At 60.6% G+C, this 16,187-nt stretch carries 13 protein-coding genes, 6 tRNA genes and 2 pseudogenes; 8 read left to right on the top strand and 13 right to left on the bottom strand.

The window, feature by feature from the left end:
* Window positions 1–10 precede the first annotated feature (10 nt).
* Window positions 11–787, bottom strand: coding sequence for a DeoR/GlpR family DNA-binding transcription regulator (locus tag OO258_RS03515; RefSeq protein ID WP_266028866.1), 777 nt, complete (start codon window positions 785–787; stop codon window positions 11–13).
* A 430-nt stretch (window positions 788–1,217) separates the two neighbouring features.
* Between OO258_RS03515 and eutH the strand changes: the two genes are divergently transcribed.
* Both eutH and OO258_RS03505 read left to right on the top strand, forming a co-directional pair.
* A complete protein-coding gene (eutH, locus tag OO258_RS03510; RefSeq protein WP_266028940.1) occupies window positions 1,218–2,462 on the top strand; it encodes an ethanolamine utilization protein EutH in 1,245 nt (414 codons plus the stop codon).
* A 46-nt stretch (window positions 2,463–2,508) separates the two neighbouring features.
* Entirely contained in the window at window positions 2,509–2,865 is a 357-nt protein-coding gene (locus tag OO258_RS03505) for a DUF1937 family protein (protein ID WP_266028865.1), read from the top strand.
* Here OO258_RS03505 and OO258_RS03500 read toward each other — a convergent pair.
* The 4 genes and pseudogenes from OO258_RS03500 to OO258_RS03490 form a co-directional block, all read right to left on the bottom strand.
* Window positions 2,858–3,076 (bottom strand): annotated as a pseudogene (locus OO258_RS03500) (ATP-binding protein); the annotation flags it as partial. The gene OO258_RS03505 and the pseudogene OO258_RS03500 overlap by 8 nt on opposite strands.
* A gap of 178 nt (window positions 3,077–3,254) precedes the next feature.
* Entirely contained in the window at window positions 3,255–4,043 is a 789-nt protein-coding gene (locus OO258_RS27555; RefSeq protein ID WP_416309185.1) for a methyl-accepting chemotaxis protein, read from the bottom strand.
* A 66-nt stretch (window positions 4,044–4,109) separates the two neighbouring features.
* Window positions 4,110–4,877, bottom strand: a pseudogene (locus tag OO258_RS27540) (HAMP domain-containing protein); the annotation flags it as partial.
* A gap of 106 nt (window positions 4,878–4,983) precedes the next feature.
* A complete protein-coding gene (locus tag OO258_RS03490) occupies window positions 4,984–5,796 on the bottom strand; it encodes a hypothetical protein (RefSeq protein WP_416309180.1) in 813 nt (270 codons plus the stop codon).
* Between the two features lie 627 nt (window positions 5,797–6,423).
* Between OO258_RS03490 and OO258_RS03485 the strand changes: the two genes are divergently transcribed.
* The 5 genes from OO258_RS03485 (at window position 6,424) to OO258_RS03465 (ending at window position 11,699) form a co-directional block, all read left to right on the top strand.
* Entirely contained in the window at window positions 6,424–7,449 is a 1,026-nt protein-coding gene (locus OO258_RS03485) for an ABC transporter substrate-binding protein (protein ID WP_266028862.1), read from the top strand.
* Window positions 7,450–7,488: 39 nt separating this feature from the next.
* Window positions 7,489–8,514, top strand: coding sequence for an aromatic ring-hydroxylating oxygenase subunit alpha (locus OO258_RS03480; RefSeq protein WP_266028861.1), 1,026 nt, complete (start codon window positions 7,489–7,491; stop codon window positions 8,512–8,514).
* A gap of 66 nt (window positions 8,515–8,580) precedes the next feature.
* A complete protein-coding gene (locus tag OO258_RS03475; protein ID WP_266028860.1) occupies window positions 8,581–9,435 on the top strand; it encodes an ABC transporter ATP-binding protein in 855 nt (284 codons plus the stop codon).
* 85 nt (window positions 9,436–9,520) lie between these two features.
* Window positions 9,521–10,249: an ABC transporter permease gene (locus OO258_RS03470; protein ID WP_323054370.1), complete on the top strand. Its 729-nt coding sequence runs from the start codon at window positions 9,521–9,523 to the stop codon at window positions 10,247–10,249.
* A 16-nt stretch (window positions 10,250–10,265) separates the two neighbouring features.
* Entirely contained in the window at window positions 10,266–11,699 is a 1,434-nt protein-coding gene (locus OO258_RS03465) for an amidohydrolase family protein (protein WP_266028858.1), read from the top strand.
* A gap of 283 nt (window positions 11,700–11,982) precedes the next feature.
* Here the strand turns inward: OO258_RS03465 and OO258_RS03460 are convergent.
* Together OO258_RS03460 and phnN are read right to left on the bottom strand one after the other, a co-directional pair.
* Window positions 11,983–12,059, bottom strand: a tRNA-Arg gene (locus OO258_RS03460).
* A 111-nt stretch (window positions 12,060–12,170) separates the two neighbouring features.
* Window positions 12,171–12,764 carry a phosphonate metabolism protein/1,5-bisphosphokinase (PRPP-forming) PhnN gene (phnN, locus tag OO258_RS03455; RefSeq protein ID WP_266028857.1) on the bottom strand — a complete coding sequence of 198 codons (594 nt, stop codon included), beginning with the start codon at window positions 12,762–12,764 and terminating at the stop codon, window positions 12,171–12,173.
* A 345-nt stretch (window positions 12,765–13,109) separates the two neighbouring features.
* Between phnN and OO258_RS03450 the strand changes: the two genes are divergently transcribed.
* On the top strand, window positions 13,110–13,436 hold the full coding sequence (locus OO258_RS03450) for an Arc family DNA-binding protein (RefSeq protein ID WP_003254499.1): 327 nt from the start codon (window positions 13,110–13,112) through the stop codon (window positions 13,434–13,436).
* 126 nt (window positions 13,437–13,562) lie between these two features.
* Here OO258_RS03450 and mgtE read toward each other — a convergent pair whose 3' ends face one another.
* From mgtE to OO258_RS03420, 6 genes are all read right to left on the bottom strand, one after another.
* A complete protein-coding gene (gene mgtE, locus OO258_RS03445; protein WP_110743646.1) occupies window positions 13,563–15,005 on the bottom strand; it encodes a magnesium transporter in 1,443 nt (480 codons plus the stop codon).
* Window positions 15,006–15,426: 421 nt separating this feature from the next.
* Window positions 15,427–15,503, bottom strand: a tRNA-Arg gene (locus OO258_RS03440).
* A 73-nt stretch (window positions 15,504–15,576) separates the two neighbouring features.
* Window positions 15,577–15,653: transfer RNA gene (locus tag OO258_RS03435), tRNA-Arg, on the bottom strand.
* A gap of 74 nt (window positions 15,654–15,727) precedes the next feature.
* Window positions 15,728–15,804: transfer RNA gene (locus tag OO258_RS03430), tRNA-Arg, on the bottom strand.
* Window positions 15,805–15,875: 71 nt separating this feature from the next.
* A tRNA-Arg gene (locus tag OO258_RS03425) sits at window positions 15,876–15,952 on the bottom strand.
* A gap of 106 nt (window positions 15,953–16,058) precedes the next feature.
* Window positions 16,059–16,149: transfer RNA gene (locus OO258_RS03420), tRNA-Ser, on the bottom strand.
* Window positions 16,150–16,187 lie beyond the last annotated feature (38 nt).

Below are 16,187 nucleotides of genomic sequence, written 5' to 3'. Positions count from 1 at the left end.
AGCGATTTACTCACTCCTGCCTATTACTGGCAGGCACTTCATGTACCTCGACATGGGCCTCAGCCAGGGCCTTCGCCAACTCGCCTACCGGCTTGCGATCGATAATCAACCGGTCAATCCGATCCAACGGGAACACCTGGAACAAGGCGCGCTTGCCCATTTTTGAGGAATCGGCGATGACAGTCAGGTAGCGGGTGCGTGCAATCATCGCCCGGGTGATCTCCGCTTCTTCGATCGAGAAGTCGAACGCTCCGTCGGCACTGAGTGCACCGATGGTCACCACGGCGTGCTCCGCGTTGAAGCGGGCGATCTGTTCCATCGCCAACGCCCCTGTGTTCTGAGCTGACTCTGGGCGGTACTCCCCACCAATCATGAAGACACGGTTACCACTTGCCCCAATGCTTTCGGCAATCATCAGCGAGTTCGTGATGACGGTGATCCGGCTCATCTTCGCTAGCTCACGTGCGAAAAAGAGCGTCGTCGTGCCGGTATCGATGAGGATGCTGTCCCCTGGTGAGTAAAGCCCTGCGGCGTAGCGTGCGACCATCCGCTTCTCTGCCGAGAACTCGTTCATGCGGGTTTGGAACGCATTCTCGTGCTCCCCGCGAGGGGGGAGCGATGCCCCTCCATGGTACTTGGTGACCTGGCCTTCTTCTGAAAGCACCGTCAGATCGCGACGGATCGTTTCTTGAGAGGTGCTAAGAGAGCGTGCCAGCTCCTCTACCGATATCCGCTCGCGCTGCCGCAGCAACTCCAATATGTGCTGTCGCCTTTCACTCGGACGCATCTCTACTCCTTATTCACATGCGGATGCCCCCAAAGGAAGCGGTATGTGTTACCGACGCACACATTTCAAGCATCGGTAACGCTCAAAGGCAAACGCTTGCCAACATCGCGCACCAATATTCTTGTGATTTCAGAAAGTTACCCACGGCCCTTGCAGCCCGCGCCCCTGATGGTTCTAGTCACAATACGCCGCCATTTTGACCGAATCCAGCCCAATTGATCCTCAAAACCACAGCAAATCAACGAGTGGCATGTGATGTGGTTAGTAAATGGTCAGAAACGATCGGAAGTCACATAGCCACTTGGTGAATATTCCGGCGATTCGCATTCACGTTGACGGGGTTCCCGATTTTGATCGGGAGCTAAACAAGAAAAATTTCCAAGACTGGCGGGTAATCCCGCTTGGTTATTGGGGGCATGAAGGTGAAGCCATGGCTGAGTTTGGAAATTATGTGATCTATCTGATCATGATGGGTGCGGTGATCGGTGCTTGCGCATCCGTTCTCAAGCCTGAGAGTGGTCTGGGTAAAGAGTTCGTGAACGGAATTCACTCAATCGGGCCCGTCTTCCTCGCTCAGGCGGGGATCATGATCTCCATCCCGTTCCTGTCGAAGTTCATCGAAATGGCCCTCGGCCCATACTTCAGCCTCATGGGATCGGACGTCTCGATCGCGGCACTCTCGATTATCGCAGTGGACATGGGTGGCTATCAGCTCGCGGACGCGATCGCAGCAAACCGCGACGTATGGATCACCGCCATGATTGTCGGCTACACGTCAGGCGCTACCATCGTCTATCTGATCCCGGTCGGCCTGATGATGCTGGATCGCAAGGATCACAAATACCTCGCCCTGGGAGCGATGGCCGGATTGATCAGCATCCCCTTTGCGGTACTTGCATCGCTGGTGATGATCACCTCGTTCAACTTGCCAGTGCGCGAAATCGTATCGACTAACTCGCCGGCTCTGCACTACCTGACGCTGGACTTCGTGGCGTGCCTGAAGCTCCTGACTCCGCTGTTCATCTTCTGTTTCGTGCTAGCCGCAGGCCTGCGCTACAGAGCCAATCTCATGGTCACCGGCTTCTTGGTATTCGGCAAGATCATGGACGCTTTCATCAAGATCATCCTGGCTCTTGCCATCGTGGAGCACTTCACTGGCTTCTTCATGAAGAACTTCGGGGTGTGGGGCTTCGATCCGATGTTTGCAGATCAGAAGGAGCTGTTCCGCGCGATCGAGATCGCGGGCTACATTGGCATCATGCTCGCCGGCACTTTCCCTATCTGCTTCCTGTTCAACAAATATTGCCGCCGCCCGATGGAAGTCCTGGGCAAGCAGCTCGGCCTCTCAGGCCCCGGTGCAGCCGCATTCGTCATGGTGTTCGCCAACATCATTGCGGTCTACCACATGTTCAAAAAACTGAATGCTCGCGACAAGGTGCTTTGCGTTGCACTGGGTGTATGTGCTCAAGCAACCATCGGCGACCACTTGGCATTCACCGCCAACTTCCAGCCCACACTGATCATGCCGGTGCTGCTGGCCAAGCTCTTCGGTGGCCTGCTGGCAGTCGGCATCGCAATTAAGATTTCTGTGCCTGCAGCCCTGCGCTATGAAGCTCAAGAAAGTGCGCAGCAAGATGAACTCGACTGCCCGCAAACAGCACTCCGTTCTGCCTGACCGGTAACCACCAGGCGATCACTCGCCGCCATTAATAGAGGTAAACATGCGTAAAATTTTCCTGGCCTGCCCCTACAGCCACGCCGACGCCAATGTCACCCACCAGCGCTTCCTGGCGTGCAACAAGGTAGCCGCCACCATCGTCGAGTCCGGCAACGCTGTGTTCAGCCAAGTCTCCATGTCCCACCCGATCAACCTGGCCTTCGAAGGCAAGGACAACGCTGCCATCGGCAAGCTCTGGGCACCAGTGGATGCAGTGTTCATGGACGTCATGGAAGAGCTGATCATCCTCGACCTACCAGGTTGGGATCTGAGCTCGGGCATCAAGCGGGAGATCGAGTTCTTCAAAAGCCGCGATCAAAAAGTGAGCTTGTGGTCTGAAGTCAGCCACGAGTTTCAATAACAGAAGGAGGCTGCGCGGCATGGCTCGGTAGCTTAAGATAAACCCGCGTGCCCGCGCCCTCCTCCGATCTGATCCTCACCTGCCCGCCGGATTGTTTGGCGAAACCACAGATCATCGACAAGCCCAGGCCGCTTCCAGCGCCGACCGGTTTTGTCGTGAAGAACGGCTCGAACGCTCTGGCCTGGGTGTCGGCAGTCATGCCCGTGCCAGTAGCGCGTTCTCGACCTGTGCAGGGTCGACCAGGGAGGTGCTCGACTGCGCATTCAACGCTACCCGCAAATTGAGGCGTAGACCACACCGGGGACCGCCGCGGTGAAGGTGCGCAGCAAGGCTGACATGCGGTCGCGTTCGGCCTCGGCTGAGCGGCGCGACTCGATGTCCAGTGCGCCTCACAGCCGAAAGCGCTTCATGATGCCGTTCAAGCCAATCGACAGGCTGGCCAGCTCCTGGCTCGCGGCGCTGATCTGGTCCGCACCCTCTGAGGTTTGTATTGCAAGATCTCTGATGTTCAACAGGTTGCGATCCACTTCCCGTGCCACCTGAGCCTGTTCTTCAGTGGCACTGGCCACCACCAGGTTGCGCTCGTGGATCGTGGTGGCGCCAGTGCTGATCTCGTCCAGTGCCTGCCCGGCCAACTCGGCTATTTGCAAGGTTTGCCCCACTTGCTGGCTATTGCTCTGCATCGCATCCACCACACGCGCCGTGCCGCTGCGGATGGCATTGACCATTTCCTCGATCTCCAGCGTCGAGCTCTGGGTGCGCGCCGCCAGCGCCCGGACTTCATCGGCCACCACGGCAAACCCGCGGCCCGCCTCACCCGCCCTGGCTGCCTCAATGGCGGCGTTGAGCGCCAGCAAGTTGGTTTGCCCGGCGATGGCACCAATCACATCGAGCACCTTGCCAACCTGCTGGGATTGCATCGACAGCGCTTCGATCTGCCGCGATGCCTCGTGCACATCGTCACTCATCTTGCTGATCGTGCTGATCGCCTCACCCACGCGCAGGCGCCCGCGACTGGCGGCGTCTTCCGACTGGCGGGAGATTTCCGAAGTGCTGACGGTGTTGCGCGCCACTTCTTCGACCGCGACACTCATTTCAGTCACGGCGGTGGCTGCCTGCTGAATCTCATCGCTCTGCCGGGTAAGGTCGCGGGAAGCCTGCTGGGTAATCGCCGACATCTCTTCGCTGGCCGCAGCCAACTGGTCAGAGGAATCGCCGATCAGCCGCAAGGCATCCCTGAGGCTGGCCTGCATGGCAGCCAACGCATGCATCAACTGGGTGGCCTCGTCTGCGCCGCTGGCGTGCACGGGGTGGGAAAGGTCGCCGCCTGCAATGTTCTGGGCCACGCCGATGGCTTCGCGCAGCGGGCTGACGATGCTGCGGGTCAACAGCCAGGCAAGGGCAATGGTCAGCACCAGCACCAGGCCGATGACGCCGAAGGTCAGGTACAGGGCGCGCTGGTAATCGTCGCGGGCCTTGGCCGTGTACTGTTCGGCGGTTTCGCTGCTGAGCTTGACCAGGTTGTCGTAGAGTTCGCCGATACGGTTGGAGATGTCCTGCATGGCGCCGCTGAGCATGGCCTGCATCTGTGGCACCTGATTCTGCTCGGACAACCTTTTGTACTGGTCGAGCAGCACGTGGTACTGCCCGATCAGCTGCTGCATTTCGGCAAACACCGGCTGGCCTGCCGCCGGCATCACTGCGCCATAGCCTTTGACGCCGTTGTCCAACAAGCCCTTGAGTACCTCCAGGCGCGCCAGGGTCGGGGCCAGCTGCGCAGGCTCGCGGGCAATGGCCATGCGCAGGGTGATGACCCGCAAACCCAGCATGTGGCTGCGGACCTCGCCCAGATAACGCGTGCCGACATTGGTCACCTGCTCGGTGTACACCACGGCTTCGCGCATGCTGGAGATCTTGTCGATGGAAAACAGCCCGAGCACCACCACAAGGGCGGCGATCAGGCTGAAACTCAGGTAAGAGCGGGTGGCGATGTTGAAGTGGCGCAGAGACATGGCGTCGCATCCGAGTGGCAGTGGAATGTACTGCCCATTACGTTCGGCATGGCTCGCAGAAGGTTGAGTGCCCGAATGCGCTTAGTGATCGATAATCGAACACTACTCAAAAGTGCGCCTTGAGCAACACACTCAGCGCATTCTGATCGGTCGGGAATCCGTGGCTGTCCTCGATCCCATACTTGTCCGACCAGTAATCCCACTCGACCCCCGCGTAAAACAGCTTCGGGGTGTGCCCCAACGCCTTGCCCACGTCGTATTTGACCTGCGGATTGAAGTGAAAACTCTTCGCCACATAGTCCGACGTGCCCTTGCGCCCAACGTCATTCACATACCACTCCAGGTAACCGTCGAAGAGAATGTCCGACCTTCCCAACGGCAGGGTCATCGCCCAGGTCGGGTTGATCTGCCATTGCCCTGATGCCTTGCCGGTGATGCCATCGGGCTTGCGGTAGTAGGTGTTGAGCGAAAAGCGGTCGAAGCCCGGGATCAGCAGGTCCACGGCAGGCCCCAGCAGGTATTTGCGGTTGCGCCCCTCACCGCGCTCGTAGGTGGCGGCGACCAGCACATCCTTGACGATGCCATAGCGCAAGTTCTGCCCGCTGACCTTGCCCAGGGACAAGCGCGGGGAGAATTCACCGTAGTAGGTGTAGCCGTCGTTGCCGGACAACCCGTTCGACCATTTGTTGTCGACGAACAGGAACACGTCGCCCCAGGTCCAGCCGCTGGCATGCTCGAAGGTGATGGTCTGCTGAATGTCGTTGCCGGTGCCGTCGACTTTGTAGTTATGGCCATACAGGTAGCTGAGGCTGTTGTCGCTCCACATCAACGGGCCGGCGTGCGCGCCGGCGCTGGCCAGGGCGCAGAGTGGCAGGAAGCTGTGGCATAGCCAGGCGAGGGGGTCGAGTTTCATGTGCATCCCTTGGGTCGAGGTCGGTGAGGTTCACCGGCAAGGGACGCAGCGGACGGACCTCTCCTCTGGCCACGGTGCAAACAGTGGCGCCACCCCTGCCGGGCGTGCGGCGCGAGGCCGCCAGAGCAATGTCCCATGCCATTTCAGGCACTGACCGCTTCTACTCGGCTTAGCCTTAGCAGGGCGCGTGCCAAGTGATCGAATACAGTCTGCTGCCGTTATTGTGGCCAATATGACTCCTGGATGAATACCAATAAACAGCCATATTGCGCACCTTAATAGCGCTGGCTATTGCTCCCTTGCACCTTCTCGGTTCACGACCTGCCCCCGCCATACGCACCCGGGCGCAGCGTAGGCGGCACTGAGAAATTGGCACGCTTCTGGCTTTGTCTACCCTCGAGTAGAAGCGGTCAGTGCCTGAAATGGCATGGGGCATTGCTCTTGCGCCTCCTATGGGGCGTACATCCGAGCGGATGTTTGCGCGCGGCCTGATGGCCCTGGGCAAGAGAGAAGTGTCGGCCGTGATCGTGCGTGCAATGCGCTATCTCTTGTGCCCCGTTCTTCCCGCTCGGTCCTGTTGCTGGCGTGCTCATGAGCACCCCGGCAGATTTCGAATCGAGGTGGAGAACAATCATGAAAAACCGCTTTGCTTTGACTCACCCGCTTCGCTCGCTGTTGGCAGCGGCGGTGCTCCCGGCAATGGTCGGCAGTGCCCCTCTGGCGATGGCCAACGACAAGGTCGTGTTGCTCACCTCCTGGTACGCACAGGCCGAACAAGGCGGCTTCTACCAGGCCGTGGCCGACGGGTTGTACGCGCAGGAAGGCCTGGATGTCACCATCCGCATGGGCGGCCCGCAGGTCAATGGCATGCAACTGCTGGTGAGCAAGCAGGCCGACTTCATCGTCAACTACGACCTGCAGGTCCTCAAGAGCGTAGAGCAAGGGCTGCCGGTGGTGGCGGTGGCCGCACCGTTCCAGGGTGACCCCCAGGGCTTGATGACTCACGCCGACGTCGCTGCCCTGGAGGGCCTGAAAAACAAGCAAGTGCTGGTGTCCACTTCCGGCCAGCAAACCTGGTGGCCTTGGCTCAAGGGCAAGTACCAGCTCGACGACAACCAGGCGCGGCCCTACACCTTCAACCTGCAGCCGTTTCTGGCAGGCGCCGACACCACCCAGCAGGCCTACGCCAGTTCGGAGCTGTTCCAAGCCATCAAGGCAGGCCAGAAACCCAATTTCTTCCTGTTCGCCGATGCCGGTTACCCGCCCTACGGCTCTACGCTGGTTACCCGCCAGGACGTCATCGAGCAGCATCCGGAACGCGTCGCAGGGTTTGTCCGCGCCTCGCTCCAGGGCTGGAAGCGCTACCTGGAAAACCCCGCTGCAGGCAACGCGCTGATCAAGCGCGACAACCCCAACATGAGCGATGAACTGCTGGCCTGGGGCGTCTCGACCCTCAAGCAGTACCAGCTGGTGACCGGTGGCGAGGCGGCCACCCAGGGCATCGGCACGATGAACGACGCCCGCTGGCAAGCCACGCGCGACTTCATGGTCGAGGCCGGCCTGCTGGGCGCCGCCGCCCCTTGGCAGAAGGCCTATACCACCCGCTTCGTGCAAGGCCTCAAGGTGCTGCCGGGCAACGTCCAGGCCGCCAGCCGCTGAACCCCATAAAAGCATTGAACGCCGTGAGGAAACTGGATCATGTTGGTCACCAAACAACCTGTGTTGCGCCGCTTCTGGTACGCCCTGCTGCCTATGACCGCCCTGGACGACGGGCCAAAACCATTCACCTTGCTCGGTGAAGCCCTGGTGCTGTGGAAGCGCCCCGATGGCACTCCGGTAGCGATGCGCGACCGTTGCTGCCACCGCACCGCCAAACTGTCCAAAGGCTTTGTCAGCGAAGACGGCAACATTGCCTGCGGCTACCACGGCTGGGAATACGACGGCAGCGGCACCTGCGTGAAGATTCCGCAGAACCCCACCGGTGCCATTCCGCCCCGCGCGGCAGTCAAGGCCTATCACTGCCAGGAAAAATACGGCTATGCCTGGGTCGCCCTGGACGATCCGCTGCAGCCGATTCCCGAGTTCCCCGAAGACGGCGCACCCGGCTACCGGCGTATCTTCCAGTTCTATGAGGAGTGGAAAACCAGCCCCCTGCGGGTCATGGAAAACGCCTTCGACAACTCGCATTTTTCCTTTGTGCACAAGGCCAACTTCGGCCTGTTCGACCAGCCGCAACCGGCCCGCTACGAATTTCGCGAAACCGATTACGGCTTCGAGGCGGAAACCCGCGTGCCAGTGCGCAACCCCGAAGAAAGCTTCGCCATCACCGGTACCCGTGCGCCAATCACCGAGCGCCACCTGGTCAACCGCTATTACCTGCCGTTCTCCCGGCGTTTTGGCTGCATGTACCCGGACAGCGGCATCCACCACATCATCTACAACTGCGCCACGCCGATCGATGACGGCCGGCTGATGCTGGTGCAGTGGCTGTACCGCAACGACAGCGAAGCACAGTGCTCGACCCAGGCGCTGATCGACTGGGACGCCGCGATCACCGCCGAAGACCGCGACATCCTCGAGGCCACCGACCCGGACGCCTGCGTCGATACCCGCCGGCGCGTCGAGCTGCACATGCCTTCGGACAAGCCCGGCCTGGTGATCCGCCGGCAACTGCAGGGCCTGCTCGAAGCCCATGGCGAAAGCGAAGTGTTCGCCAGCCACTGACCGCCTGTTCAGCGCCCCGGTGCGCCGGGGCATATGCAACCGCTCATTGCCCGTGGGGAGAGCGCCATGTTGATGCAGACCCTGTCCAAAGCCAGCGCCCAGTTGCAACTACCACCCAATACCGACGCCGTGGGTGCCGATACGCCGCTGTTCGCCAACCAGGTCGAAAAAACCTACGGCAACGGCACTCATGCCCTGAGCCGCGTCAAGCTGGCGATCCAGCGCGGAGAATTCGTGTCGTTGCTGGGCCCTTCGGGCTGCGGCAAAAGCACCTTGCTGAAGATGTTCGCCGGCCTCGAACAGCCCAGCGCCGGCCACGTACGCTGGTGGGGCAAGGATGCCCCCGGCGCTCACCCTCGCGCGGCCAGCGTTGGTCGAAACCTCGCGATGGTGTTCCAGGAAGCCACATTGATGCCGTGGGCCAGGGTGCAGGACAACGTGCGCCTGCCGCTGGACCTGGCGGGTGTGCCCAAACCCCACAGCCAGGCCAAGGTACAGGCCGCACTGGAGCAGGTAGGCCTGGGCGCGTTCGGCAATGTTTACCCGCGTGAATTGTCTGGCGGCATGCAGATGCGTGCGTCGATTGCCCGGGCATTGGCCACCGAGCCAAACCTGCTGCTGATGGACGAACCGTTTGGCGCGCTCGACGAGTTCACCCGCAACAAGCTCGACAGCGACCTGCGCCAGCTTTGGGCCGAGCGTGACCTGACGGTGGTGTTCGTCACCCACAGCATTTTCGAGGCGGTGTATCTCTCGTCGCGGGTCGTGGTGATGGGGGCTCGCCCCGGGCGGGTGATCGCCGATGTCGCCATCGACGGCCCGCAGGTACGCGACGAGGCCTACCGCACCTCCCCGGCGTTCATCGCGCAATGCGCTTACCTGTCCCAGCTGCTGGCCCAGGCCAACGGCGAACCGGCTTGAGGGCCCCTGAATGAGCCAAACCCCTGCTCCCTGGTTACGTAACCCCGTCGTGCTGCGCATCGTCTCGCCACTGCTTGTCGGCACCTTGCTGCTGGGTCTGTGGCAGCTGGCCTGCATCGCCTGGCAGGTACCGGTGTACCTGGTGCCATCCCCTGCAGACATCGGCCGCACGCTGATCATCGACGGCCCGATGCTGCTCGGGGCACTGTGGATGACCCTGAAAATCACCTTCCTGTCGTTCACCCTTGCGGTCGTCATCGGCACCCTGGCTGCGTTCGTGTTCGTGCAAAGCCGGGTGATCGAAGCCAGCCTGTTCCCCTACGCGATTCTGCTGCAGGTGACGCCGGTGGTGGCGATCGCCCCGCTGATCATCATCTGGTGCAGCGACACTACCGTGGCGCTGGTGATCTGCGCCACGTTGGTCGCGGTGTTCCCGATCATCGCCAACACGGTACTGGGCCTGCGCAGCGTCAACCCTGGGCTTGTCAACCTGTTCCGCCTCAACCGCGCCAGCCGCTGGCAGGTGCTGCTGCGCCTGCGCATCCCCAGTGCCTTGCCGTGCTTTTTCGCCGGCCTGCGGATTGCCAGCGGGCTGGCGTTGATCGGCGCCGTGGTGGCGGAGTTCGTGGCTGGCACCGGTGGGACCGGTGCGGGGCTTGCGTACCAGATCCTGCAAGCGGGCTTTCAACTCAACATTCCGCGGCTGTTCGCCGCCCTGGTGCTGATCGCCCTCACCGGCGTCGCGCTGTTCAGCCTGATGGCCCTGCTGGCACGCCTGAGCCTGCGCCACTGGCACGAAAGTGAACTGGGCTAAGCCCCTGGAGCCGTACATGAAGCAACATGCCGACAGCTGGCTGATACGTAACGCCAGCGCCATTCTCACCGGGCTACGCGGCGCGCCAGCGCGGCATGCCGGCCCAGACATCCGCATCAGCCACGGGCGCATCGCGGCCCTCGGGGCGCTGCAACCGCTGCCAGGCGAGCGGGTGCTCGACGCCACCGATTGCGTGGTCTACCCGGGGTGGGTGAACACCCACCATCACCTGTTCCAGTCGCTGCTCAAAGGCATCCCGGAAGGTATCGACCAAAGCCTGGGGGCCTGGTTGGGTGCAGTGCCCTACCGCTACCGCGGCCTGTTCGATGAACACAGCTTCCGCCTGGCGACGCGTATCGGCCTGGTGGAACTGGCCCGCTCCGGCTGCAGCACAGTGGCCGACCACCATTACCTGTACCTGCCAGGCATGGCGTTTGACAGCGCGCAGATCCTGTTCGAAGAGGCCGAGCGGCTAGGCCTGCGCTTCGTGCTGTGCCGGGGCGGGGCAACCCAGGTGCGCCAGGCCGAAGGCGCGGCAAGCGCTGGGCCGGAAACCCTGGATCAATACCTGAGTGACGTCGAGCGGCTGGTGCGCACCTACCACGACCCCGCCGCCGATGCCTGGCGCCGGGTAGTGATGGCCCCCACCAGCCCCCCGTATTCGATGCCCCCCGAGCACCTGCGCGAAACCGCCAGGGCTGCGCGCAGGCTGGGTATCCGCCTGCACAGCCACCTGAGCGAAACGGTGGAGTATCAGAACGAAGTCCAGCGCCGCCACAACCTGTCGCCGGTGGCTTTCTGCGCGGAGCACGAGTGGCTTGGCGCCGACGTGTGGTTCGCCCACCTGGTCAAGCTCAGCCACGAGGAAATCCAGCTGTTGGGCGCTACCGGCACTGGCGTTGCTCATTGCCCGCAGAGCAACGGCCGGCTAGGCAGTGGCATCGCTGACATCGTCGCCATGGAAGCGGCAGGTATGCCGATTTCGATCGGCGTAGACGGTGCCGCCTCCAACGAAGCCTGCGACATGATCAGCGAAACCCACGCCGCCTGGCTGATGCAGCGGGCCAAAGCTGGCGAGCGGGCCTTGCCAGCCTACGCCGGCGGCCAGCAGGAGGGCGGCGCGCATGTTGCCTGCGTGGAAGACGTGGTGCGCTGGGGCACTGCCGGTGGCGCGCAGGTGCTGGGGCTGGATGCACTGGGCACGCTGGAGGTGGGCAAGGCGGCGGACTTGGCGCTGTATCGGCTGGATCAGCCGCGCTACTTCGGCCTGCATGACGTAGGCATTGCGCCGGTAGTGGGCGGTGGCCGGCCGACATTGCGCGCATTGCTGGTAGGCGGGCGCCTGAGCGTGGAGAACGACGCGATTCCTGGTCTGGACCTGGCGGAACTGGGCAGCCAGGCGCGCGAGGCCGTGGTGCGGCTGCAACGGGCGGTGGGGGTGCGGGCGTGAGGTGGACAGTCGCTATTTCCAGAAGCTGGAAGGTGCCTAGGAAACCAGGGGCGATTCAGAGAGAGATTCAGCACCGGCGCAGGTCGGGAATTCGATCTGGGAGCTCATGATATTTCTCATCTAGCCATTGCCGTAGTTGATACTCCTGTGGGAAGCCCCGGCGAGCTAACAAATGCACCCATCGTGCACCCGTAGAGAAATAGGGAATGATCGAGAAAGCGTGAAGGTGCGGAAGGTGCGGAAGGTGCGGAAGGTGCGGAAGGTGCGGAAGGTGCGGAAATTATGGCGTCCCAGGGCAGGTTCGAACTGCCAACCTTCCCCTTAGGAGGGGGATGCTCTATCCAATTGAGCTACTGAGACGCAAGCACCTGCAGCGAGCGCTGCGAAGCGGGACGGCAAGCATGTTAACCAGCCCATTGCCGTTTGTCATGTCTGCGCCGGGCTTTTTCGCGTAATCCTTTTCTGCCACTGCTATGCCGCAGGCAAAACGCCCTGTTCGCGCAGCAATCTGAACAACCCCGAGACTGCATTATCCAGTGTGCTGGAGTTGTCGAGCACATGCACGGACGGGTCGGCCGCAGCCTGCAAGCGTGCGCTACGAGCCAAGCGCTGCTCCACTTCTTCTGCGCTTTCGCGACCACGCGCCAGCAACCGCTGGCGCAGTATCTCGGGTTGGACCTCGACCAACACTGCCAGCAGGTCCGGATAGCGCCGGCGCGCCTCTGCCAGATAGGCCCGCGAGCCATTCACCAGCACTGCCCTGCCTGACCCCAGCCACTGGTCGACCTGCTGTGGAATGCCATAGTCCAGGCCGTTGGCGTGCCAGTGCATGGCAAACGCACCCTGTGCAAGCAGGATCTGAAACTGTTCGGCAGAGACGCCATGCGCATCTTCGCCCCTGGCTTCGGCTGAACGAGTGATGACGCGGCGGGCAATGACCACCCCGGCCGCCGTCAGCCGCTCACGTGAAGCTTCGATCAGGGAATCTTTCCCCGAACCCGACGGTCCTATCAGAAATACCAGCCGCCCTGTCCCTGATCGGCGGTTGCTTGCGTCATGTTGCATAGCCACTATGCTCTATGGAGGGAAACCGGTGCATTTTAGGGGTTTTCCAACCCTTTTGCTGCGTTTTACCAGTTTTTGACGGCAAAAGTCTGACAGTTAGGTAAGCCGGACCATGTAAAACTTTTCAAACCAGTACTCATTTCTGATAATTGGTACTGGCATAAAGCCTTTATCCGGCTCACTATTTGTCACAGAATTGACGCCAAGGAAACGGCGACCATGAGGCAAGATGAACATCCATTTTTCACTGACGGTTGAACATTTTGTCGTCGCCACGGTCGTACTTCCACCCCGTGCGGCCAATTTGAGAACCGCTTCCCCTGAACCAAAATCCGGTCAATTTATATGCGCCCAATGAAACAGGCTATTTATTCGAGCCGCACCGCTGACAAGTTTGTCGTCCGCCTGCCAGACGGGATGCGTGAGCGCATTGCCGAGGTAGCGCGCAACCATCACCGCAGCATGAACTCCGAGATCATCGCACGCCTGGAGCAGAGCCTTATCCAGGAAGGGGCGCTGGGTGACGAGCTGAGCATGCGCCTGGACAGCCCTGAGCTGTCCCTGCATGAGCGCGAGCTGCTGCAACGCTTCCGCCAGCTTTCCCACCGCCAGCAGAACGCCCTGGTCGCCCTCATCGCTCACGATGTGGAAATGGCCGCCGACGCTTCCTGAAGGTTGCAGCGGACGCAAAAAAGCCAGCGCAAGCTGGCTTTTTTTATGGGAGGCCGGTTGCTGCAGCTACTGCACCAAGGCACGCCCTTGATGCAGTGCAAACGCCTTGCAACGGCGACAAACAGGCTACAGCAGGAACAACGTAGCCAGGCCCAGGAAGATGAAGAAACCGCCGCTGTCAGTCACAGCGGTGATCATCACACTCGCCCCCATCGCCGGATCGCGCCCCAGACGGGCCAGGGTCATCGGGATAAGCACACCCATCAGCGCCGCCAGCAACAGGTTCAGGGTCATCGCGGCAGTCATCACCACCCCCAGTGACCAGCTGCCGTATAGCCAGAACGCCACCGCACCAATCACCCCACCCCATACCAGGCCATTGATCAGCGAAACCGCCAACTCCTTGCGCATCAGGCGGCTGGTGTTGCCCGGCGACACCTGGTCAAGCGCCATGGCACGGACGATCATGGTGATGGTCTGGTTACCCGAGTTACCACCAATACCGGCAACGATCGGCATCAATGCAGCCAAAGCCACCAGCTTTTCAATCGAGCCCTCGAACACACCGATCACCCGCGAAGCCAAAAAGGCGGTAATCAGGTTGATCGCAAGCCAAGCCCAACGGTTGCGGAACGAGCGCCAGACCGAAGCGAAGATGTCTTCTTCCTCGCGCAGACCGGCCATGTTGAGGACTTCGCTTTCGCTTTCCTCACGAATCAGGTCGACCATTTCGTCAATGGTCAAACGGCCAATCAGGCGCTCGCCCTTGTCGACTACAGGGGCAGAGACCAGGTCGTAACGTTCAAAGGCTTGGGCTGCATCGTAGGCATCTTCCTCGGGCTGGAAGGACACGGGGTCAGTTGCCATGACCTCCGCTACCTTCTTCTCCGGGTCGTTGACCAGCAGGCGCTTGATCGGCAACACCCCCTTGAGGATGCCGTCGTAATCAACCACGAACAGTTTGTCGGTGTGGTTGGGCAACTCTTTCAGGCGGCGCAGATAGCGCAATACCACTTCCAGGCTCACGTCTTCGCGGATGGTAACCATCTCGAAGTCCATCAGCGCACCGACCTGCTCCTCGTCGTAGCTCAGCGCCGAACGCACACGTTCGCGTTGCTGGGCATCGAGGGTTTCCATCAGCTCGTGAACAACATCACGCGGCAGCTCAGGGGCCAGGTCGGCCAGCTCGTCGGCGTCCATTTCCTTGGCGGCAGCCAACAGCTCGTGATCGTCCATGTCGGCGATCAGCGATTGGCGAACCGAGTCGGACACTTCGAGCAAGATGTCGCCATCGCGATCCGAGCGCACCAGCTGCCAGACCGTCAGGCGATCTTCCAGGGGCAAGGCTTCGAGGATATAGGCGATGTCGGCAGGGTGCAGGTCATCAAGCTTGCGCTGCAGCTCGACGAGGTTCTGGCGGTGGACCAGATTTTCCACCAGGTCGTTGTGCGCGCCTTCCTGACGATGGGTAAGGTCTTCGACCACGCGCTGGCGCTGCAGCAGTTCGATCACCTGGGCCAGGCGATCCTGCAGGCTGTCTTGCGCTTTCTTTACTTCTACTTCAGTCATAGGCGAACTCCACTCCCAGCAGCGGAGCACGCCGGGAGAATCAATCGGTCAGATCTTTCTGTACGAATCTTGTTAGCGAGTAACTACTGGGTAAGTCCATGGTGGTTTTCCACAAGCCCCGGCGGGGCTGACGGGCGCAATCATACACTGCTAAAGCTGTCAGATCGCTTAAATTTTTGGCCAGAACAATCGTTTGCGCGATAAAGCTGGGACAACGCGTGAAGCTATCAGTGCGACGGTTGTTCTGCTTTGGAAAGCACATTTAATTTCGGGATGTGTGGCGCCATGGCGAATTCAGGGCTGCTGCGCGCCCAAGCTACGCCACACTTATTACAGGAGAGCTTAGATCGATACGGCCAACAATTCTGTGGCGCAGAAAAACAAAAAGCCCGCTCAATCGAGCGGGCTTCTTGATGGGGTATGGCGGACTCAGCAGGATTCGAACCTGCGACCGCTCGGTTCGTAGCCGAGTACTCTATCCAGCTGAGCTATGAGTCCGTGATGGTAGTTTTAGACCAGGTTACCACTGGTTGACTGAAATGGCTTTGCAAGCAGAACCACTTCAAGAAAGTGGCGGACTCAGCAGGATTCGAACCTGCGACCGCTCGGTTCGTAGCCGAGTACTCTATCCAGCTGAGCTATGAGTCCGCGATTGGCAGTTTTAAACCAGATTACCGCTGGTTGACTGAAGAAGCCTTGCAAGCATGGCCACTTCAAGAAAGTGGCGGACTCAGCAGGATTCGAACCTGCGACCGCTCGGTTCGTAGCCGAGTACTCTATCCAGCTGAGCTATGAGTCCGCGATTGGCAGTTTTAGACCAGATACCGCTGGTTGATTGAAGCAGCCTTGCAAACAAAGCCACTTCAAAAGTGGCGGACTCAGCAGGATTCGAACCTGCGACCGCTCGGTTCGTAGCCGAGTACTCTATCCAGCTGAGCTATGAGTCCGTGTCTTGCCGCGCATTATAGGTCGCTGAAACATTTTTGCAAGAAGCTTTTCGTTGTAAAACAACTACTTAGCGCTCTTACCGTTTACAGCGCCCTACGCAAATAATGGCGGTGAAGGGGGGATTCGAACCCCCGATACCCTTATGAGGTATACTCCCTTAGCAGGGGAGCGCCTTCGGCCACTCGGCCACCTCACCGCAACACGAGGCGAATATTAAAGAACCTCTTTCACCTT

The sequence above is a fragment of the Pseudomonas sp. DCB_BI genome, assembly GCF_026240995.1.
Taxonomy (GTDB): Bacteria; Pseudomonadota; Gammaproteobacteria; order Pseudomonadales; family Pseudomonadaceae; genus Aquipseudomonas.
This window is presented reverse-complemented; position numbering and strand designations above follow the sequence as displayed.